Origin of the sequence: Janthinobacterium algoris (genome assembly GCF_051380935.1) — a bacterium.
Taxonomy (GTDB): Bacteria; Pseudomonadota; Gammaproteobacteria; order Burkholderiales; family Burkholderiaceae_D; genus Janthinobacterium.
Genome location: NZ_JBNYXZ010000009.1, coordinates 222582 through 244195 on the forward strand (window position 1 = coordinate 222582; position 21614 = coordinate 244195).

A 21614-nucleotide genomic window follows, 5' to 3' on the forward strand; every position below is an offset into this window, starting at 1 on the left:
AGCTTATTCATCATCCCATGCACGCAAGCCTGGCCGAGTTGATGCCTGCCCTGCATGGCGCGCAGCTGACGGGCGACGCCGTTTTTGACGGTGTCTCCACCGACAGCCGCAGCGCGCCAGCGGGCTCGCTGTTCGTCGCCCTGCGCGGTGAGAGTTTCGACGCGCATGATTTCCTCGACCAGGTGGCCGCCAGTGGCGTTGCCGCCGTGGTGGTCGAGCGCCTGCCCGCTGGCTGGGACAGCAGCAAGGTGCCGGCCATCCTGGTCGTCGATTCCCTGGTCGCACTGGGGCGCATCGCGCATCACTGGCGCCGACGTTTCAGCCTGCCCGTCATCGGCGTCACCGGCAGCAATGGCAAGACCACTGTCAAGGAGATGATTTCGTCCATCCTGGCGGCGGCCTTTGGCGAAGACGCCCGCCTGGCCACGCGCGGCAACCTGAATAATGAAATCGGCGTGCCATTGACCCTGTTCCGCCTGAGTGCCGGGCACAAGGCGGCCGTCATTGAGATGGGCATGAACCATCCTGGCGAAATCGCGCGCCTGGCGGCGATCGCCGCGCCGACGCTGGCGATGGTCAACAACGCGCAGCGCGAGCACCAGGAATTCATGCACACGGTGGTAGCGGTGGCGCGCGAGAACGGCGCGGCGCTGGCGGCATTGGGCGATGACGGTGTAGCTGTCTTCCCGCATGGCGATGAATTCACGCCCCTGTGGCGCGAGCTGGCCGGCACGCGCGCCGTCATCACGTTCGGCCTGTCGAAAGACGCCGACGTGAGCTGCACGCACCGCGCGGCCGAGGATTTTGGCAGCGACATGTTCGTCAGCGTGCGCGCGCAGGACGGCAGCTTGCGCCAGTTCTTTGTCGGCTTGCAGGCAGCGGGCGACCATAATGTGCGCAATGCGCTGGCCGCGGCGGCATGCGCCGTTGGCGCGGGCATCGCCATCGAGTATATCAAGCAGGGCCTGGAGGCGTTCGCGCCAGTGAACGGCCGCCTGCAGAAAAAACGTGCCGCCAACGGCGCCACCATCATCGACGACACGTATAACGCCAATCCGGATTCGGCGCGCGCGGCCATCGATGTGCTGGCGCAGGCCGCGGCACCGCGCATCCTGGTACTGGGCGAGATGGGCGAAGTCGGCACGCAGGGGCAGCAGTTCCACGAAGAGATCGGCGCCTACGCCGCCATCAAAGGCATCGAATACGTGCTGGCGACGGGCTGCCTGGCGCGCCATCTGGTGAATCCGGCGCAGGCTGCCGCCAGCCAGGAATCGGGCACGGTCGTGGAGTATTTCGAACAGTTCGACGGCTTGCTGGCGGCGCTTGATGCGCATTTGTCCGGCCGTTCGGATGCAACAGTATTAATCAAGGGCTCCCGCTTCATGAAAATGGAACGGGCCGTGCAGCATTTGATTGGTTCAAACAACAATAACAAGGAAGCTCACTAATCATGCTGCTCTGGCTCGCTCATTATTTCCAGGACGACATTGGCCCATTGCGGGTCTTTAACTTCATCACTTTCCGCGCCGTCTTCGCCACCCTGACGGCGATTTTGATCGGCCTGTGCGCCGGTCCCGCCGTGATCCGCATGCTCACGCGCATGAAGGTCGGCCAGGCCGTGCGCACGGACGGTCCGCAGACGCATCTGAAAAAACACGGCACGCCCACCATGGGCGGTGTGCTGATCCTGATCGCCATCGGCATTTCCACCCTGCTGTGGGCCGACCTGTCGAACCGCTTTATCTGGCCAGTGCTGATTGTCACGCTGGGCTTTGGCGCCGTCGGCTGGGCTGACGACTACCGCAAGGTGGTGCACCAGGACCCGGAAGGCATGCGCTCGCGCGAAAAATACTTCTGGCAGTCGCTGATCGGCATCGCCGCCGCCTTCTACCTGGCGTTTTCTGTCTCCGTGTCGGAACCCGACGCGGGTCAGGTGTGGAATTTGATCTACGCCTGGGTGCAGTCCGGCTTTGCCATGGACTTGCCGCCCAAGGCCGATCTGATCGTACCCTTCTTTAAAACCATCAGCTATCCGCTGGGTGTGTGGGGCTTCATCGCGCTGACTTACTGCGTCATCGTCGGCACCAGTAATGCCGTCAACTTTACGGACGGTCTCGATGGCCTGGCCATCATGCCGACCGTGATGGTCGGCACGGCCCTGGGCCTGTTCGCCTACCTGACGGGCAATGCGACCTATGCGCGCTACCTGTTCATTCCGCATATTCCGGGTGCCGGCGAACTGGTGATTTTCTGCGGCGCGCTGGCCGGTTCCGGCCTTGCCTTCCTCTGGTACAACACGCATCCCGCGAAAGTGTTCATGGGCGACGTGGGCGCGCTGGCGCTGGGCGGCGCGCTGGGCACCGTCGCCGTCATCGTGCGCCAGGAAATCGTCCTGTTCATCATGGGCGGCATCTTCGTCGTCGAAACGCTGTCCGTGATTATCCAGGTCGTCTGGTTCAAGTACACCAAGAAGCGCTATGGCGCTGGCCGCCGGGTTTTCCTGATGGCGCCACTGCATCACCATTTTGAACAAAAAGGCTGGAAAGAGACGCAGGTTGTCGTGCGTTTCTGGATCATCACCATGATGCTGGTGCTGCTCGGCCTGACCACCTTGAAGCTGCGCTGATGATGTACGACGCTAAAACCGCACTGGTACTGGGCCTCGGGGAGTCGGGGCTGGCCATGGCCCTGTGGCTGGCCCGCAGCGGTGCCAGCGTACGCGTGGCAGATACGCGCGAGGCACCAGAGCGCCTGGCTGCCTTGCAGGCCGCCGTGCCGCAGGCGCAGTTCATCGCCGGCGCCTTCACGGCCGACCTGCTCGACGGCGTCGATTTCGTTGCCGTCAGCCCCGGCTTGGCGCCGCAGCGCGAACTGGCGCATATTGCGCCGGCCGCCTTGGAAAAAAATATCCCCGTATGGGGCGAGATCGAACTGTTCGCGCAGGCGCTGGCGGCGTTGAAGGCGGAGCGCGGCTATGCGCCGAAAGTGATCGCCATCACGGGTACGAATGGCAAGACGACGGTGACCAGCCTGGTGGGCCTGCTGTGCGAACGCGCAGGCCTGGCCACGCGCGTGGCCGGCAATATCAGCCCGGCGGCGCTGGACGTGCTGCGCGAGGTGCTCGATGCGGAACCGGCGCCGCTGCCGGTGGATGCAGAGGCTGAAGCGGCGGAACCGGTCGCCAGCACCTTGCCGCAAGCGTGGATACTGGAACTGTCCAGCTTCCAGCTGCACACGACGTTCAGCCTGCAGGCCGATGCGGCCACGGTATTGAATCTGTCGCAGGATCACCTGGATTGGCATGGCGACATGGCTGCGTATGCCGCTGACAAGGCACGCATCTTCGGCGACCAGACCGTGCGCGTCCTGAACCGCGACGATGCTGCCGTGATGCACATGGCCGACCCGCTTGCGGAAACCATCACCTTCGGCACGGGCGAGCCGCTTGACGTAGACAGCTTTGGCCTGGTCAATGAACGGGGTATCTTCTGGCTGGCGCAAGCCGTGCCCAGTGAAGAAGTCATCGAGAAAAAACGCAGGAAGAACGATCCGGCACCGGAACCGGTGCCGACGATGGCAAAGAAACTGATGCCGGCCGATGCGCTGAAAATCCGTGGCCAGCACAATGCCTCGAATGCGCTGGCAGCGCTGGCCCTGTGCCGCGCCATCGGCCTGCCGTTCGCGCCATTGCTGCATGGCTTGCGCGAATACCAGGGCGAGCCGCACCGGGTGGAACTGATCACGGCCGTGGGTGAAGTCGAATACTACGACGACAGCAAGGGCACCAACGTGGGTGCGACAGTGGCGGCCCTGTTCGGCCTGGGCAAGGCGTTTGGCGGCGCGGAACAGCGTCTGGTGCTGATCGCCGGCGGCGATGGCAAGGGGCAGGATTTCTCGCCGCTGGCTGAACCCGTGTCGCGCTATGTGCGCGCCGTGGTGCTGATCGGCCGCGATGCACCCGCCCTGCGCGCGGCCCTGGAACCGGCTGGCGTGGACATCGTCGACTGCGCCACCTTGCCGGAAGCGGTCAAGCGCGCCAGCAACCTGGCCCTGGCCGGCGATGCAGTGCTGCTGTCGCCCGCCTGCGCCAGTCTGGACATGTTCAAGAACTATGCGCACCGCGCGCAGGTGTTTGTCGACGCCGTGCGCGATATCGCACTGGAAAACGGACAGGATATCTGATGGCCTTCCAACTGCCCTTCAGCTTTGGTTCCGGCTCGGCTGCCAAGCCGCTGGATAGCCGCGCGCGGCAGTCGAAGATGATGGACTATGACAAGCCACTGGTGTGGGTCGTCCTGCTGCTCATGTTGCTGGGCATGGTGATGGTGTATTCGGCCTCGATCTCGCTGTCGGATGCGCGCAAGTTTGCCGCCTACACGAACAATTATTTCGTCGTGCGCCAGGGGCTGTTCATCGGCGTGTCGATCATCGTCGGCGCGCTGGTGTTCCGCATTCCCGTGGCCACCTGGCAAAAGATGGCGCCGTGGCTGTTCATCGGCACGCTGGTGCTGCTGGTGATGGTGCTGATACCTGGCCTGGGCGTGTCGGTCAACGGCGGCCGCCGCTGGCTGAACCTGCCGGGCCTGCGGCCGCAGCCGTCCGAGCTGATGAAGGTAGTGATGGTGCTGTACGCTGCCGATTACACGGTGCGCAAGCAGGAATACATGCACAAGCTGACCAAGGGCTTCATGCCGATGGCGCTGGCCGTCAGTTTCGTCGGCCTGCTGCTGTTGATGGAGCCAGATCTCGGCGCTTTCGGCGTGATCGTTTGCATCGCCATGGGCATCCTGTTTTTGGGCGGCGTCAACGCCATCTGGTTCGGTGGCATCGGCGCCATGCTGACGGCGATTTTCGTCACCATCATCGCCTTGTCGAAATTCCGACGTGAGCGCTTTTTTGCGTATCTCGATCCGTGGCAGGAAGACAATGCGCTCAACAAGGCCTACCAGCTGACGCACTCGCTGATCGCCTTCGGGCGCGGCGAACTGTTTGGCGTGGGCCTGGGCGGCAGCGTGGAAAAACTGCACTACCTGCCCGAAGCGCATACGGACTTTTTGCTGGCCGTGATCGGCGAGGAACTGGGGCTGGTGGGCGTCCTGATCGTGATCGGCATGTTCTACTGGATTATCAAGCGCGCGTTCGATATCGGCCGCCAGGCGATCGCCATCGACCAGACCTTCGCGGGACTGACGGCGAAAGGCATCGCCATCTGGATCGGCGTGCAGACCTTCATCAACATGGGCGTGAACCTGGGCCTGCTGCCGACAAAAGGGCTGACCTTGCCCCTGATGAGTTATGGCGGCACGGGCGTACTGATTAACTGTATCGGCCTGGCGATTTTGCTGCGCATCGATTACGAGAACCGGATCCTGATGCGGGGAGGCCGGCTATGAACAACGTGACGAACTTGAAAACGACGAAAAGACTGATGATCATGGCAGCCGGTACCGGCGGCCATATTTTCCCGGGCCTGGCGATTGCGCAGACGATGCGCGCGCGCGGCTGGGAAGTGAGCTGGTTGGGCACGACCCATGGCATGGAGCAGGAACTGGTGCCGAAAAGCGGCATTCCCATGGATGCCATTGCGTTCTCCGGCATGCGCGGCAAGGGTCTGGCGCATACGCTCAAAGGCGGCTTCAAGATGTTGGCCAGTTTTTTTGCCATCCGTCGTTTCATCGCCAGTCGCAAGCCGGACGTGGTGATGGGCATGGGCGGCTACGTTACCGTGCCGGGCGGCCTGATGGCGCGCCTGAAGGGCGTGCCACTGGTGTTGGTCAATGCCGACGCGGCGCTGCTGTTGTCGAACAAGACGCTGGTGCCGCTGGCACAAAAGGTTTGCTTCGGTTTTCCCGCCGATTTCGGCAGCGCTGCGGGCAAGGCCGTCGTCACGGGCAATCCCGTGCGCGCCGAGATCCTCGCCATGGCGCCGCCGGCGTCCCGCTTTGCGGGCCGCAGCGGGCCGCTGCGCATCCTGGTGGTGGGCGGCAGCCTGGGCGCGAAAGCGCTGAACGACAATCTGCCCGCTACACTGGCCTTGATGCCGGAGGGCGAGCGCCCGCTGGTGACGCACCAGTCGGGCAAGAAGAATATCGACGCCCTGCATGCCGCGTATGCGCACGCGGGCGTGCGGGCCAATGTGGTCGATTTCATCGACGACATGGCCAAGGCTTATACCGAGGCCGACCTGGTGATTTGCCGCGCTGGCGCGATCACCCTGTCGGAATTGACGGCGGCCGGCGTGGCTAGCGTACTCGTGCCGCTGGTGGCGTCAACCACCAGCCACCAGCGCGACAATGCGCAATGGATGGCGAAGCAGGGCGCGGCGATTCATTTGCCGCAGACGGAAATGAGTGCGGCGTCGCTGAGCGCGATGCTGGCGTCTTTGACGCGCGACAGCTGCCAGCAGATGGCGCAAGCGGCACTGGTAGCAGGCAAGCGCGACGCCAATGAGGCGATCGCAAACGTATTGGAAAAACTGGCATGAGGTTAGCTCTGTGAAGCATAAAGTAAACAATATCCATTTTGTCGGCATTGGCGGCAGCGGCATGAGCGGCATCGCCGAAGTGCTGGTCAACCTGGGCTACAAGGTGTCGGGCTCTGACCTGGGCAGCAATGCGGCGACGCAGCGCCTGGCGAGTCTGGGCGCGACTGTCATGCTCGGCCACGCGGCCGAGAACATCGGCGACGCTGATGCGGTCGTGACGTCGGGCGCCGTCCCGCAAGACAATCCGGAAGTGGTTGCCGCGCGTGCGCGCAAGATCCCGCTGGTGCCGCGCGCCGTGATGCTCGGTGAATTGATGCGTTTGAAACGCGGCATCGCCATCGCCGGCACGCACGGCAAGACGACGACCACCAGCCTGGTCGCTTCGGTGCTGGCGCAGGGCGGCCTCGATCCTACTTTTGTGATCGGTGGACGCCTGACCAGTGCCGGCGCTAACGCAAAATTAGGTTCGGGCGACTACCTGGTGGCCGAAGCCGATGAGTCGGACGCCTCGTTCCTGAACCTGACGCCGATGATCGAAGTGATCACGAATATCGACGCCGATCACATGGACACCTACGAGCACGATTTTGAAAAGCTCAAGCAGGCGTTCGTGCAGTTCACCCACCGTCTGCCTTTCTATGGCCGTGCCATGCTGTGCATCGACGATCCGCACGTACGCGCCATCATCCCGTTCGTCACCAAGCCGGTCACCACCTATGGTTTCGCGGAAGACGCCGAAGTGCGCGCCATCAATGCGCGCGCCGTGGGCCTGGAAATGCATTTCACGGTGCTGCAGGAAGGCTATCCTGATCTCGACGTGGTGTTGAACCAGCCTGGCATGCACAATGTGCAAAATGCCTGCTCGGCGATCGCCATCGCGCGCGAAATTGGTATCGCCGACAGTGCGACGCAGCAGGGTCTGGCCGAGTTTTCCGGTGTGGGCCGACGCTTTACGCGCTATGGCGACGTGGCGCTGCCGAACGGCGGCACCTTTGCGCTAGTCGACGATTTCGGCCACCACCCGGTGGAAACGGAAGTGACCTTGGCCGCTGCGCGCGCTGCCTATCCTGGCCGCCGCTTGGTGCTGGCTTTCCAGCCGCACCGCTACAGCCGCACGCGCGACCTGTTCGAGGATTTCGTCAAGGTGCTCGGTGCGCCCGACGTGCTGCTGCTATCCGAAGTGTATGCGGCCGGCGAAGCGCCTATCGTCGCCGCCGACGGCCGCGCCCTGGCGCATGCGCTGCGCGCGCGCGGCAAGATCGAACCGATTTTCGTCGAGTCCATGAGGGACATGGCCGACACCATCATGAGCGTGGCGCGCGACGGTGACGTCGTGCTGACCATGGGGGCGGGCTCTATCAGCGGCATCCCGCAGCAACTGACAACGTATCAATCTCACACTGTAAAGGCCTGACGTGAACCAAGCTTCAGCTATCGACGTTAAACAATTGGGCAAGGTCGGCGTCTTGTTCGGCGGCAGCTCGGCCGAGCGCGAAGTGTCGCTGATGTCCGGCACGGGCGTGCTGGCTGCACTGAAAAGCCGTGGCGTGGACGCGCATGCGTTCGACACGGGCGAACGCAGCCTGGCCGAACTGGCCGCTGAACAATTTGACCGCGTCTTCATCGCGCTGCACGGCCGCTTCGGCGAAGACGGCAGCCTGCAGGGCGCGCTCGAGCAACTGGGCATCCCCTACACGGGTAGCGGCGTGATGGCGTGCGCGGTGGGCATGGACAAGGTCTATACCAAGATGATCTGGCTGATGCACCAGTTGCCGACGCCGCAGTACGCGGTGCTGAATGACAGCTCCGACCTGGCCAAGGTGGCCGCGGAACTGGGCTTGCCGCTGATCGTCAAGCCGCCGCACGAAGGTTCGAGCATCGGCATCACCACGGTCAACGAAGCATCCGCCTTCCAGGCGGCCTACGATATCGCCGCCGGCCTCGATGATTCGGTGCTGGCCGAGGAATTCATCAAGGGCCGCGAATTCACCGTGGCGATCCTGGGCCAAGGCGCCACGGCGCGCGCGCTGCCGCCGATCGAAATCGTCGCCCCGCAAGGCAATTACGATTACCAGAACAAGTACTTCACGGACGACACGCAGTATTTTTGTCCGCCGCAGTTGGACCAGGCAATCGTGGCGGAAATGGAGCGTATCGCCGTGGCAGCCTACCGTGCCCTCGGCTGCGAAGGCTGGGGACGTGTGGACGTGCTGATGCGCGCGGCCGACAGCAAGCTGTTCCTGCTGGAAGTGAATACCTCGCCCGGCATGACCAGCCACTCGCTGGTGCCGATGGCGGCGCGCGCGGTGGGCATCAGCTATGAAGACCTGTGCCTGGAAATCGTCGCTGGCGCGCGTCTGAAAATGCACAAGGGACAGCACTGATATGTGGCATGACGCTAAAAGCCTGAATACGACTGCCAACGGCTTGCTCGCCGCGGTTCTGGTCGTGTGCGTGGCCGCCGGCGTCTGGTGGGTGTCGCAGCGTCCCATGTTCGACCTGCGCACGATCAAGGTGGAAAGCGTGGATGACAAGGGTCTGCGCCACGTGAATTACCTGACCCTGCGTAGCGGCACCATGGGCCGCATCAAGGGCAATTTCTTCACGACCAACCTGGAAAGCGTGCGCGGCGTGTTCGAATCGGTACCTTGGGTGCGCCGCGCCAGCGTGCGACGCGAGTGGCCGAACCAGCTGATCGTGGCGCTGGAAGAACACGAAGCGCTGGGCACCTGGGGCGAGGATGGACGCCTGCTGTCGGTCAAAGGCGACGTGTTTACGGCCAATGTGGCCGAGGCCGAAGATGATCATGAATTGCCTGCCTTCGCCGGCCCCGATGGCAGCGAGAAGGAAGTACTGGCCACCTATGTGCAGCTGGCAAAGTGGTTTGCACCTTTGAGAATGGTGCCGGAAACCCTGTCGTTGTCGAGTCGCTATGCATGGACCGTGAAACTGGATAATGGCATGAGCGTGGCGCTGGGGCGCGAGCAGAATCATACGACCCTGAAGGCGCGGGTCGATCGGCTGGTGGGCATCTACCCGCAACTGGCGAGCCGGCTGGAAAATATCGACACGATCGATATGCGTTACCAGAATGGGCTGGCGCTCAGTTCCGCCGGCCTGGTGATACCGGCCGAAGGCAAGGACGGCAAGCCGGCAGCGGCGATCAAGAAGAAAAATGGCAGTCCGATTAAAAAACCGACTTAACTTAATCATCAATTTAGCAATAGCCCAAAAAATTAGGCGACAGAAATGACAAAAGACGCGAAAAACCTGATCGTCGGTCTCGACATCGGCACCTCGAAAGTGGTGGCGGTGGTAGCCGAAGTGATGTCCGACGGGCGCCACGAGGTGATCGGGCTGGGCCAGCACGAATCGAAGGGCCTGAAAAAAGGCGTGGTAGTCAATATCGAGGCCACGGTGGAGTCCATCCAGCGCGCGCTGGAAGAGGCCGAACTGATGGCCGACTGCAAGATCCGCAATGTCTACGCGGGCATTGCGGGCAGCCATATCCGCAGCTTCAATTCCAGCGGCATGGTGGCCATCAAGGACAAGGAAGTGACGGCGACCGACGTGGCGCGCGTCATCGAGACGGCAAAAGCGGTTAACATTCCGACCGATCAGCAATTGCTGCACACAGTGCCGCAAGAGTTCATCGTCGACAGCCAGGAAGATGTGCGCGAGCCTATCGGCATGAGCGGCATCCGCCTGGAGGTGAAGGTGCATATCGTCACCGGCGCCGTGTCGGCAGTGCAGAACATCGTCAAGTGCGTGCGCCGCTGCGGCCTGGAAGTGTCGGACCTGATTCTGCAGCCGATGGCGTCTGCCGATGCGGTGCTCACGCCAGACGAGAAGGAACTGGGCGTGGTGCTGATCGACATCGGCGGCGGCACGACCGATGTGGCGGTGTTCTCCGATGGCGCGATCCGCCATACGGCAGTCATTCCCATCGCCGGCGACCAGATCACCAACGACATCGCCATGGCTTTGCGTACTCCGACCGCAGAAGCGGAAGAAATCAAGATCCGCTATGGCGTGGCCAAGCAGGTCCTGGCCGATCCCGGCGAATCGCTGGAAGTGCCAGGCCTGGGCGACCGCGGCCCGCGCAACCTGTCGCGCCAGGCGCTGGCGGCGGTGATCGAGCCGCGCGTCGAGGAGCTGTTCGCGATGGTGCACCAGGTGGTGCGTGAATCCGGTTATGAAGGCGTGCTGTCGTCGGGCATTGTGCTCACGGGGGGCACCTCCATCATGCCTGGCATGGTGGAAATGGCAGAAGATATTTTCCTCAAACCGGCGCGATTGGGCACGCCCGAGTATCGGGGCCAGCTGGCCGACGTGGTGCGTAGTCCACGCTATGCCACGGTATTGGGCCTGCTGCTGGAAGCGAAGAAGCAATACCTGCGCGGCCACATCGTGACGCGTCAGGACGGCTCGGTGAAGGCAGTCTGGCAGCGCATGAAGGAATGGTTTTTAGGGAATTTTTAAGGGCTTGATTTACGCCCGGCAGCACAGGTTTTTTGGCAGCATCGCAGGTACACACACATAACTTTATTTTATATTTAACCGCAGTTTTCAATCTCCAGTTCTCCTACCAATATGAGGCCTGGCGCTTGGAAACCGCATCTGATAGGAGCACATCATGGAGTTCGATATGGTCGATAACACAGCTTTAGGTACCGTCATCAAGGTCGTCGGCGTCGGCGGTGCGGGTGGCAATGCAGTCCAACACATGATCAACAAAGGCATGTCGGGTGTGGAGTTCATTGCCGCCAACACCGACGCACAGGCCCTGTCGACATCGAAGGCCCACAACATCATCCAGATCGGCGATACCGGTCTGGGCGCCGGCATGAAGCCTGCCGTCGGTCGCCAGCTGGCCGAAGAATCGCGCGCACGCATCGTCGATGCGCTGCGCGGCGCGCACATGGTCTTCATCGCCGCCGGCATGGGTGGTGGTACGGGCACGGGTGCCGCTCCTATCGTGGCCGAAGTGGCCAAGGAGCTGGGCGCGCTCACGGTCGCCGTGGTCTCCAAGCCATTCTCGTACGAAGGCCAGAAGTGCATGGACATCGCCGACGAAGGCCTGGAGCAGCTGTCCCTGCACGTCGATTCGCTGATCATCATCCTCAATGAAAAGCTGGAAGAGATCTACGAAGATGAAAGCATGCTGGAATGGATGCAGCATGCCGATGATGTGCTCAATAACGCGGTGGCCGGTATTGCCGAGATCATCAACGTGCCGGGCCATATCAACGTCGACTTCAACGACGTGAAAACCATCATGGGCGAGCAGGGCAAGGCCATGATGGGCACGGCGACCGCTTCCGGCGTCGACCGCGCGCGCATCGCCGCCGAACAGGCTGTCGCTTCGCCGCTGTTGGACGGCATTGATCTCTCCGGCGCGCGCGGCGTGCTGGTCAACGTCACGGCCAGCCGTGGCTTGAAAGGTAAAGAGATCAAGGAAGTCATGGCTGCCGTGCGCGCGTTTGCCGCGCCGGACGCGTCGATCGCGCAAGGTATCGCCTACGATGACGCCATGGGCGACGATATTCGCGTTACCGTGGTGGCCACGGGCCTGGGCCGCGCGAAGAAAAACATCCAGCTGGTACCGCAGCAAGTGCTGCGCACCGGCACCCACAACAGCCCGTTGACCCCATCGGCAGCCATGGGTAGCGCGCAGGCAGCGACGACGACGGTTGGCGTGGCCACGCCGGCAGCCGGTTTCGACGGCATGAAGGCGCCGGCAGTATGGCGCCGCGAATCGGCTTCCGAGCAGGTGCGCGCGATGGAAAAGAATGGCATGGAGACGTATGACATTCCCGCCTTCCTGCGCAAACAAGCGGATTAAGGCGAATTGATGCAAGCAAGCATGACGGCGGCCTGAGGGTCGCCGTTTTTTTTGCCGGTTTTTGACTTTTGCCTTTGCCTTTCCGCTCACTTTCTGCATAAATATGGCAAGTCAGGCATACTATCGCGCAGTGTCGGCATCATGCCGGCAGAACCAGATCACGGGCGTTGTTCGCAGCATGGCGCGGGCGGCGTCCTTAACCGACAGTACACAAGGAGTCAACATGACCATCAAGATCGGCGACACCCTGCCAGAAGGCACCCTGGCTGAATTCATCGAAAGCGAAACCGAAGGTTGCGCACTGGGCCCGAACACGTTCAACGTGCAAGACCTGGTCAAGGGCAAGAAGATCGCCATCTTCGGCCTGCCCGGCGCCTACACGCCGACCTGCTCCGCACAGCATGTGCCAGGCTATGTGCAGCACGCTGCCGAGCTGAAAGCTGCGGGCGTCGATGAAATCTGGTGCATCTCCGTCAACGACGCGTTCGTGATGGGCGCTTGGGGCCGCGACCAGAAAGCCACTGGCGTGGTGCGCATGATGGCTGACGGTAATGCCGCCTACAGCAAGGCATTGGGCCTGGACGCTGATTTTTCCAAGCACGGCATGGGCACGCGCTCGCAGCGCTACTCGCTGCTGGTCGACAATGGCGTCGTGACGCAATTGAACATCGAGCAGGGCGGCAAGTTTGAAGTGTCGAATGCCGAAACGCTGCTGGGCCAACTGGCTTAAGCGCTTCCTATTCGCATGAAAACGGCGCCATCGGCGCCGTTTTTACGTTTACTGTACTGAGGGTTTCGTCGCCTCGAACATGGCCGCATCGATGCTGAACGAATAATCGTCCAGCAGCGCGAAATACCTGCGCGCTTCCTCGGGCGCGCCATCGAACAGGTTGCGGATGGCCGCTACGCGTTCGCCTGGCGTGCGCATGCGCGCCACCCACTCGTCAAACTGCATCGTCAGTTTCCACACGCTGCGCAAGCTGTGCGTAAAGCCCGCGTTCTCGAACTTGGCGCCCCATTCGCACGTACGGTAGTCGCGCACGTGCGAGGCGTCGCGCAGCATTTCCACCGCTTGCAAGGTACTGTCGTACAGGGCCGTTTTCGGCGCGACGATGTCGACCACCAGCAAAGTGCCGTTCGGGCGCAGCACGCGCCACGCTTCGGCCAGCGCGCCTGCCACGTCGTTCCAGTGATGCGCGGAAAAGCGCGTGACGACCATGTCGAAGCTGGCGTCGGCAAACGGCAAACGGGCCACGTCGCCCTGCTGCGTGCTGATGTTGTGCAAGCCCCGCTGCACCCTGGCGTGTTCCACCACGTCGAGCATGGGCTGCGCCAGGTCGTAGGCGACGACCGCGTGCGCGACAGGGGCGACGGCGAAGCTGGCGTGGCCGGCGCCGCAGCCCAGGTCCAGCACGACCGGTTTGCCATGGCGGCGTGCGCATTCCTGCATCAGCACCAGGTCGGCACCTTGTGCGTGTATCGCGCTGCTCAGGTAGGCATTGGCCGTCTTGCCAAACTGTTCGGTAACGACATCGTGCTGCTGCATGGTTTTCTCCTGTTGATGGGTGAGTTCCTGCAGAATAGGGATAAAATTATCCTGTAACAAGACCATAACTTATACTGGTATATCTACTACCATGCATCCACATCATGTCGAGTAAACTCGCTGAATTTATCCGTGCCCGGCGCGAAGCCGTCACGCCCGCCATGGCCGGTTTACCCGGTGGCGGTCGCCGGCGCACGCCCGGTTTGCGGCGCGAAGAGCTGGCGCAACTATGCGAGGTCAGTCCCACCTGGCTGACGTGGCTGGAGCAGGGGCGGCCCGTATCTGCGTCGGCCAAGATGCTGGCACGCCTGGCGCAGGTGCTGCAGCTGAGCACGGCCGAGCGTGCCTATCTGTTCGAGGTGGCCGACAAGCATGACCCCAGCCACGGCACAGGCGAGGGCGGGGGGCCTGCGGCGGCCGAGCTGGCTGCCATCGTCGCCGCCATCGACGCGCCCGCGTATATCCTGGACCGGGAATGGAATGCCGTGGCGTGGAATGGGGCGGCATCCATGCTGTTCAAGGGTTGGCTGCATGGCGAAGCGGCCGCGCCGAATCAGCTGCGCTTCATGTTCCTGGATGCGGGTGCGCGCGAGCTGGTCGTCGGCTGGCCCGAGCGGGCGCAGCGCCTGGTGGCGGAGTTCCGCGCCGATATCGGCCGGCAAGCGGATCAGGCACCGCTGGCCGGCCTGATCGCCGAACTGGCCAACGCCAGTCTTGAATTTCGCCAGTGGTGGGGTGCGCAGCAGGTGCAGGGCCGCGATGGCGGCTTGCGCCAGTTCCAACATCCACAACAGGGCCTGCTTGGCTATCACCAGGTGACCTCGCACCTGGCGCGCCAGCATGAATTGAAACTGGTGATGCTATTGCCTGCGTCATAAGGTGAAACGGCCGGGCTCGCTATAATCTGGCCGACCGTTTGGCCTTGCCATGCTGTCCTGGCTCCGGCCGTCGCCATGATGACGGTCCCGCTCTTTCGCCAGGAGTCTGTCCTGATACCCCGCAATGAAAACCTGCGCAGCATCTATGTGATGCTGATCGCCGTCGCCATGTTTTCCCTGATGGACACGGCCATGAAGCTGCTGTCCGCCCATTACCCCCCCATGCAGGTGACGGCCTTGCGTGCCCTGTCATCCCTGCCGCTCGTGTGCTTGTACCTGCTGTACCGCGGCGCCTTCAAGAATGTGCTGAAGGTGCGTTGGCCGCTGCACTTGCTGCGCGGCGCGCTGGGCGTGCTGATGATTACCCTGTTTGCTTACGGCTTGAAGCGCATGTCGCTGGCCGAGACATATGCGCTGTTCTTCATCGCGCCCTTGCTGATCACGGTCCTGTCGGTGTTTATCCTGAAAGAAAAAGTCGACTTGGCGCGTTGGTGCGCCATCGCCGTGGGTCTTCTGGGGGTGCTGGTGGCACTGCGTCCGGATGGCTCGGGATTTTTCTCGCTGGCCGGCCTGGCCGTGCTGGGTTCTGCCGCCTGCTACGCCATTTCCGCCGTCACGGGCCGCATCCTGAGCCGCACGGACGCCAGCGAAAGCATGGTCTTCTGGCTGATGGTGATGATGGCCATCGGTGGCGTAGCGCTGTCGGCGCACGAGTGGGTGAGCATACGCCGCGAAGACTGGTGGCTATTGGCAGGCTTGTCTGTCAGTGGTTTCCTGGGCCAGCTGGCCATCACGGAGGCCTTTCGCTTTGGCAAGGCGTCCAGCGTGGCGCCGTTCGAATACTCGGCCCTGGCCTGGGGCATGGCCCTGGACTGGATGCTGTGGCGCGCCTTGCCCGACGAGTACACCTTGATCGGCGCGGCCATTATCATCGGCAGCGGCATTTACCTGGTGCGGCGCGAAGCCGTGCATGCGGAAAGCGAACATCCATGATGGCCGGATGTGGTTTTTCTGGCGTGACCCATGCCGCGTCGCAACGAAAATCCCGCAACTGGATATAATCGACAGATGTTAAAACAACGCACTATCAAACAACTGGTCCGCACCATCGGTGTCGGTTTGCACTCTGGCACCAAGGTGGAACTGACCTTACGTCCTGCCGCGATCGACACGGGCATCGTGTTTCGCCGCATCGACCTCGATCCCATCGTCGAGTTTCCCGCCAGCGCCATGGCCGTGGGCGATACGCGCATGGCGTCCGTGCTGATCAAGGACGGCGCCAGGGTGTCCACCGTGGAACACCTGATGTCGGCGGCGGCTGGCCTGGGCATCGACAATATGGTTATCGACGTGAATGCGGAAGAAATTCCCATCATGGACGGTTCCGCCTCGTCCTTCGTCTATCTGCTGCAGCAGGCTGGCGTGGAAGAGCAGCAGGCGGCGAAGAAATTCATCAAGGTCATCAAGCCGGTGGAAGTGCGTCACGGCAAGGGTGATGCGGAGAAATGGGCGCGGCTGTCGCCGTACGACGGCTTCAAGCTCGATTTCTTCATCGAGTTCAATCACCCCGCCGTCGATGGCACGATGCAGCGCGCCTCCGTCGACTTTGGCGACGTGTCGTATGTGCACGACGTGGCGCGCGCGCGCACCTTTGGTTTCATGCAGGACGTGGAAAGCTTGCGCGGCATGGGCTTGGCGCGTGGCGGTTCGCTGGAAAACGCCATCGTCATGGACGAGTACCGCATCCTCAATGCCGATGGCTTGCGCTATGAAGACGAGTTCGTGCGCCACAAGATACTCGACGCCATCGGCGACCTGTACCTGGTGGGCCACCCCTTGCTCGCGTATTACACGGCGCACAAGTCGGGTCATGCGCTGAACAACCAGTTGCTGCTGGCGCTGCTGGAACAGCCGGACGCGTATGAAATCGTCTCGTTCGCCACGAACGAGGCGGCGCCGCAGTCTTACCTGCGTCAAATGGAGCGTGAGTGGTCGCTGACCTGAGTTAATCTTTAGGTTCGCGGTGGTGGCGCACCATGTTGCGCAGCGCCGCGATCAGTTGTTCGTTCTGCTTCGACGCCGGCAGGGCCGTGCTCAGCTCTTCCAGGGCCGTCATGGCTTTTTCCGGCAAGACCAGCGCCCGCGTATGCACGATGGGCGCGATGCTCTTAATGACTTGCACTTTCAGCTTGATGCCTGAAATCTGCCAGCCCTTCCTTTCCAGTTCCCCTTGCAGTTTCGGCAATTGTTGCTTGAGCTTGGCCGCCAGCGCCGCATTCGGCGTGGCCAGTACCAGTTGGCCGCCCTCGAATTGCAGGATGTCGCAATGCTCGAACATCGCCGGCAAGGTCTTGGCACAGTCTTTTTGCAGGGCGGCCAGGCGTGTGACGGTGGGCATCAGGGACGCCATCGTCGCATTGCCACGCAGAAAATCGGTTGCGCCCGTGACGGCCGGGCTTGAACGGGCAAAGCCGTAGCCGCGGCGCGGTGCCGGAGAATAAGTGGGAGTTCGCATGGCCGAAACATAGCACACTCGCCCGCGCATGACGAGTGCGGCGGCGGGTACGGCGCAAGCTGGCCGGTCGTATTGCCTTACAGTATGGAAAATGTCCGCAATTTCTGCTATTTGTTTGTCATTAAGCTATTGTTATATGGTGCATTAGCCCAACCTCAGCGGGAACGCATGATAAAATCATCGTCTTTTGCCATAGTCGAACTCCGTGCGGTCACGCGATTGTTACCTCGTCGTCACCTACCGAGCTTTTTTTAACGGCGTTTTTTCAAGAATTCAAGCATGTCATTACTGACCCAGATTTTCGGTAGCCGCAACCAGCGGCTGCTCAAGCAATACCAAAAAACGGTACGCGAGATCAATGCGCTCGAGCCGGCCATCGAAAAGCTGTCGGATACCGAGCTGCAAGCGAAGACGCCTGCCTTCAAGGAACGCATCGCCGCTGGCGAATCGCTCGATGCCTTGTTGCCGGAAGCATTTGCCGTCTGCCGCGAGGCCAGCAAGCGTGTCCTGCGCATGCGCCACTTCGATGTGCAGATGATCGGCGGCATGGTCTTGCATTTTGGCAAGATTGCGGAGATGGGCACGGGCGAGGGCAAGACCCTGATGGCCACCTTGCCAGCCTACCTGAATGCCTTGTCGGGCAAGGGCGTGCATATCGTCACCGTCAATGATTACCTGGCGCAGCGCGATGCCGAGACCATGGGTCGCCTGTATGCCTGGCTGGGCCTGTCGACGGGCGTGAACATGTCGCAGATGGAGCACAGCGCCAAGCAGCAGGCGTACAACTCCGACATCACGTATGGCACGAACAACGAATTCGGTTTCGACTTCTTGCGCGACAACATGGTCTACGAAGCACGCGAGCGCGTGCAGCGCAGCCTGAACTTCGGCATCGTCGATGAAGTCGACTCGATCCTGATCGATGAAGCGCGTACGCCTTTGATCATTTCGGGCCAGGCCGAGAACCATACGGACCTGTATTACAAGATCAATGAAGTCCCTGCGCTGTTGACTTTGCAGATCGGCGAAGAAACGCCCGATGGCAAGGGCAAGGTTGACGTGCCGGGCGACTACACCAAGGATGAAAAGGCGCACCAGGTGCTGCTGACGGAAGCGGGCCACGAAAAGGCCGAGCGCATCCTGATGGAAATGGGCCTGCTGCCGGAAGGCGCCTCGCTGTACGATTCGGCCAACATCACCCTCGTGCACCACCTGTATGCGGCCTTGCGCGCGCATGCGCTGTACTTCAAGGATCAGCACTACGTGGTGCAGAACAGTGAAGTCGTCATCGTCGATGAGTTTACCGGCCGTCTGATGACGGGCCGCCGCTGGTCCGATGGCTTGCACCAGGCCGTCGAAGCGAAAGAAGGCGTCAAGATCCAGAACGAGAACCAGACCCTGGCCTCGATCACCTTCCAGAACTACTTCCGCATGTACGCCAAGCTGGCCGGCATGACCGGTACGGCCGATACCGAAGCGTACGAATTCCAGGAAATCTACGGCCTGGAAACGGTTGTGATCCCGCAAAACCGTCCGTTGCAGCGCAAGGACCGTCAGGATCAGGTCTACAAATCGTCGGCGGAAAAATACAACGCGATGTTGAACGACATCCGCGATTGCTACGAGCGCGGCCAGCCCGTGCTGGTGGGCACGACCTCGATCGAAAACTCGGAATTGCTGTCGGGCATCCTGACCAAGGCCGATTTGCCGCACAACGTACTGAACGCGAAGCAGCATGCCCGCGAAGCGGAAATCATCGCCCAGGCAGGCCGCCCGAAAGCCATCACCATCGCCACCAACATGGCCGGTCGCGGCACGGACATCGTGTTGGGCGGCAACGTCGAGAACCAGATCAAGTTCATCGAAGCCAATCCAGAGCTGAGCGATGCCGACAAGGCCGCCCAGTCGCAGACCTTGCGCGATGAATGGCAATCGCTGCACGACCACGTGGTTAATGCGGGCGGCTTGCATATCATCGGCACCGAACGCCACGAATCGCGCCGCGTCGACAATCAGCTGCGTGGCCGTGCCGGCCGCCAGGGCGATCCGGGTTCGTCGCGTTTCTACCTGTCGCTCGACGATGCGCTGCTGCGCATCTTCGCCGGTGACCGCGTGCGCGCCGTGATGGACCGCCTGAAAATGCCGGAAGGCGAACCGATCGAGGCAGGCATCGTCTCGCGTTCGATCGAATCGGCCCAGCGCAAGGTCGAAGCACGCAACTTCGACATCCGCAAGCAATTGCTGGAATACGATGACGTTGCCAACGACCAGCGCAAGGTGATTTACCAGCAGCGTAACGAGTTGCTGGAAACGACCGACATTTCGGACATGATCGGCTCGTTGCGCCATGGCGTATTCACCGACCTGGTGCACGAGTACGTGCCGCACGAATCGGTGGAAGAGCAGTGGGATATCAAGGGCCTGGAAAACACCCTGTCCAGCGAATGGCAGCTCGACTTGCCGTTGCAGGCCATGCTGGAAGCCGATTCGACCCTGACGGACGAAGAGATCCTGGAAAAAGTGCTGGTCGCGGCCGATGCCGTGTACCAGTCGAAGATCGATATCGTCGGCAAGGAATCGTTTGGCGGCTTCGAACGCAATGTCATGCTGCAAAGCGTGGACAGCCACTGGCGCGAACACCTGGCGGCGCTGGATCACCTGCGCCAGGGTATTCATTTGCGTGGTTATGCGCAGAAGAACCCGAAACAGGAATACAAGCGTGAAGCGTTTGAACTGTTTGGCCAGATGCTCGACATGATCAAGAACGACGTCACGAAACACGTGATGACGGTGCGTATCCAGTCGCGCGAAGAAGTCGATGCGGCCGAGCAGGCGATGCAGCAGTCGCACGTGGAAAACGTGCACTACCAGCATGCCGAGTTCGATCCGAACGCGGCGCCGGAAGAACTGCTGGCGCCTACGGCAGGCGGCAACATGGACAACGTCGACGACATGAGCGTGAGCATGGGTGTCAAAGTGGGCCGCAATGACCCATGCCCTTGCGGCAGCGGCAAGAAGTACAAGGCTTGCCACGGCAAGCTGGCCTAAAGCCGGCTTCGCAGCCTGAACAAGAACGGAGACCGCGGTCTCCGTTTTTTTTGTTCGCAATGGCATGAGCTGCGTGTTCATGGAAAGGCCCAGTATTGCGGCGCCTGCGATGGAATGCCTTTCAATCCGCCACGGTTCCTTGCCCGTTGCCCCGTCTTGATCATGGTGGCGATATCGGTCAGCAAGACGCGGTTGCTGGCGAAGTAATCGTGTCCCATGAAGTTCATGATGACGGCCGAGGCATCGACGAATTCCATGCCGGGAATGCTGACGACGGGGCCGCGGATGTCGCCTATCCTGTCCCAGTCGGCAAAATTGTAGGAAGCGCGGATGGCCTTGTCGTTCGCGGAAGCGTACAGGGTGGTGGGGAGCTTGAGGTTGGCAAAACGGGGCGCGATCTGAGCGCGGAAGACATCGGCATTGATGTCCGGCGCCGCCAGCACAACCTGCTTGAACAGGGGCAGCAGTTCGGGGCGTTTTTCCAGCAGGTTGGCCAGGGCCACGGTCATCGGGCGGTTGCCCATGCTGTGGGCGATGAGGTAGATATCGGTGGCGGAGGAGTGCGCCGCGAAGTCAGCCAGGAAGACCTGCAGGTGCGCCTGTGTCCATTCGGCCGAATTCTGGTCGAATTCATAGCCGGCCAAGGTGCCTTTCGATGGCCAACTGTAGAACACGGGCAGGGCGCCGATATCGAGGTCGACCGCCATCTGCGCCGTGCGCCGGGCGGCGTCGTCAAAGGAGTTACTGTAACCATGGATGTAGATGAAGGCGGCGCGCCGTTCCGGGGCGGCCTGTATCCTGGCCTTGGCGGTGGCGAGAAAATCCTCGCGCGACAGGCGCGTGGCGCCCTTGATCAGCACATATTTTTGCGCATTGTCGCTGGAAAGGATGGCGTACCAGGGTGGCAACGGCAGTTCGCCCGGCGCTCTTTTTTCAGGGATGCTCACCACGACGCTGCCATAGCTCAGGTAGGGCGCCGCGCGGTTGGGTTGCCAGCCATAATTGTGGCTGCTGGCCTGGTATTGCCTGTCGGTGGCGTAATACACCGTGACGTGCATGGCGCCGGCTGGCGGAGTCTCGTTGCCGGAGGTCAGCGTCCCGGCGCTGCCGGTGCTGCCGGTGCTGCCGCCGCTGCCGGTGCTGCCGCCCAGATTGCCGAGCAAGCCACCCATGCCCGACCATGCACTGCTCCACGGACTGGTCGGCGATGGCCGTGCTACCCCGGCAGGCGGCGCTTCGGATGCCAGTCCGGCAGAGTCACCGTCCATACGGTGCGCCGCTCCATCCTGCACCGTACA

General features: G+C 61.8%; 18 protein-coding genes. 15 read left to right on the forward strand and 3 right to left on the reverse strand.

Features of this window, described 5'->3' with window-relative positions:
- The first annotated feature begins 17 nt into the window (after window positions 1–17).
- From ACQ4W7_RS15660 to ACQ4W7_RS15710, 11 genes are all read left to right on the forward strand, one after another.
- A complete protein-coding gene (locus ACQ4W7_RS15660; protein ID WP_436531655.1) occupies window positions 18–1448 on the forward strand; it encodes a UDP-N-acetylmuramoyl-tripeptide--D-alanyl-D-alanine ligase in 1431 nt (476 codons plus the stop codon).
- Between the two features lie 2 nt (window positions 1449–1450).
- A complete protein-coding gene (mraY, locus tag ACQ4W7_RS15665; RefSeq protein ID WP_426074534.1) occupies window positions 1451–2626 on the forward strand; it encodes a phospho-N-acetylmuramoyl-pentapeptide-transferase in 1176 nt (391 codons plus the stop codon).
- On the forward strand, window positions 2626–4182 hold the full coding sequence (gene murD, locus ACQ4W7_RS15670) for a UDP-N-acetylmuramoyl-L-alanine--D-glutamate ligase (protein WP_436531580.1): 1557 nt from the start codon (window positions 2626–2628) through the stop codon (window positions 4180–4182). The genes mraY and murD overlap by 1 nt, the downstream gene beginning before the upstream one ends.
- Window positions 4182–5393 carry a putative lipid II flippase FtsW gene (gene ftsW / locus ACQ4W7_RS15675; RefSeq protein WP_426074537.1) on the forward strand — a complete coding sequence of 404 codons (1212 nt, stop codon included), beginning with the start codon at window positions 4182–4184 and terminating at the stop codon, window positions 5391–5393. Before murD ends, ftsW begins: the two co-directional genes overlap by 1 nt.
- Window positions 5390–6484, forward strand: a complete 1095-nt coding sequence (gene murG / locus ACQ4W7_RS15680; protein WP_436531583.1) for an undecaprenyldiphospho-muramoylpentapeptide beta-N-acetylglucosaminyltransferase — start codon at window positions 5390–5392, stop codon at window positions 6482–6484. Before ftsW ends, murG begins: the two co-directional genes overlap by 4 nt.
- A 10-nt stretch (window positions 6485–6494) precedes the next feature.
- Window positions 6495–7898 carry a UDP-N-acetylmuramate--L-alanine ligase gene (gene murC / locus ACQ4W7_RS15685; protein ID WP_426074540.1) on the forward strand — a complete coding sequence of 468 codons (1404 nt, stop codon included), beginning with the start codon at window positions 6495–6497 and terminating at the stop codon, window positions 7896–7898.
- Between the two features lies 1 nt (window position 7899).
- Window positions 7900–8868, forward strand: a complete 969-nt coding sequence (locus ACQ4W7_RS15690) for a D-alanine--D-alanine ligase (RefSeq protein ID WP_436531585.1) — start codon at window positions 7900–7902, stop codon at window positions 8866–8868.
- Window position 8869: 1 nt separating this feature from the next.
- Window positions 8870–9688, forward strand: coding sequence for a cell division protein FtsQ/DivIB (locus ACQ4W7_RS15695; protein WP_426074542.1), 819 nt, complete (start codon window positions 8870–8872; stop codon window positions 9686–9688).
- A gap of 45 nt (window positions 9689–9733) precedes the next feature.
- Window positions 9734–10966 carry a cell division protein FtsA gene (gene ftsA, locus ACQ4W7_RS15700; RefSeq protein WP_010394955.1) on the forward strand — a complete coding sequence of 411 codons (1233 nt, stop codon included), beginning with the start codon at window positions 9734–9736 and terminating at the stop codon, window positions 10964–10966.
- A 154-nt stretch (window positions 10967–11120) separates the two neighbouring features.
- The gene (ftsZ, locus tag ACQ4W7_RS15705; RefSeq protein WP_436531587.1) at window positions 11121–12329 is read left to right on the forward strand and encodes a cell division protein FtsZ; all 1209 of its coding nucleotides are present in this window, start codon (window positions 11121–11123) and stop codon (window positions 12327–12329) included.
- A 223-nt stretch (window positions 12330–12552) separates the two neighbouring features.
- On the forward strand, window positions 12553–13059 hold the full coding sequence (locus ACQ4W7_RS15710) for a peroxiredoxin (protein WP_426074543.1): 507 nt from the start codon (window positions 12553–12555) through the stop codon (window positions 13057–13059).
- 48 nt (window positions 13060–13107) lie between these two features.
- Here ACQ4W7_RS15710 and ACQ4W7_RS15715 read toward each other — a convergent pair whose 3' ends face one another.
- A complete protein-coding gene (locus ACQ4W7_RS15715) occupies window positions 13108–13875 on the reverse strand; it encodes a class I SAM-dependent methyltransferase (protein WP_436531590.1) in 768 nt (255 codons plus the stop codon).
- 104 nt (window positions 13876–13979) lie between these two features.
- On the opposite strand from ACQ4W7_RS15715, the gene ACQ4W7_RS15720 reads away from it, so the two are divergent.
- From ACQ4W7_RS15720 to lpxC, 3 genes are all read left to right on the forward strand, one after another.
- Window positions 13980–14753 carry a helix-turn-helix transcriptional regulator gene (locus ACQ4W7_RS15720; protein WP_436531592.1) on the forward strand — a complete coding sequence of 258 codons (774 nt, stop codon included), beginning with the start codon at window positions 13980–13982 and terminating at the stop codon, window positions 14751–14753.
- A gap of 150 nt (window positions 14754–14903) precedes the next feature.
- Window positions 14904–15746, forward strand: coding sequence for a DMT family transporter (locus tag ACQ4W7_RS15725; RefSeq protein WP_426074584.1), 843 nt, complete (start codon window positions 14904–14906; stop codon window positions 15744–15746).
- Between the two features lie 75 nt (window positions 15747–15821).
- Window positions 15822–16757 carry a UDP-3-O-acyl-N-acetylglucosamine deacetylase gene (gene lpxC / locus ACQ4W7_RS15730; RefSeq protein ID WP_436531594.1) on the forward strand — a complete coding sequence of 312 codons (936 nt, stop codon included), beginning with the start codon at window positions 15822–15824 and terminating at the stop codon, window positions 16755–16757.
- Between the two features lies 1 nt (window position 16758).
- Here the strand turns inward: lpxC and ACQ4W7_RS15735 are convergent, their stop codons facing one another.
- Window positions 16759–17268: a DciA family protein gene (locus ACQ4W7_RS15735; RefSeq protein ID WP_436531596.1), complete on the reverse strand. Its 510-nt coding sequence runs from the start codon at window positions 17266–17268 to the stop codon at window positions 16759–16761.
- Window positions 17269–17547: 279 nt separating this feature from the next.
- Between ACQ4W7_RS15735 and secA the strand changes: the two genes are divergently transcribed.
- The gene (secA, locus tag ACQ4W7_RS15740; protein WP_436531598.1) at window positions 17548–20316 is read left to right on the forward strand and encodes a preprotein translocase subunit SecA; all 2769 of its coding nucleotides are present in this window, start codon (window positions 17548–17550) and stop codon (window positions 20314–20316) included.
- A 77-nt stretch (window positions 20317–20393) separates the two neighbouring features.
- On the opposite strand, the gene ACQ4W7_RS15745 is transcribed toward secA, so the two are convergent.
- Complete coding sequence (locus ACQ4W7_RS15745; protein WP_436531600.1) at window positions 20394–21584, reverse strand: alpha/beta hydrolase; 1191 nt, start codon at window positions 21582–21584, stop codon at window positions 20394–20396.
- Window positions 21585–21614: the final 30 nt, after the last annotated feature.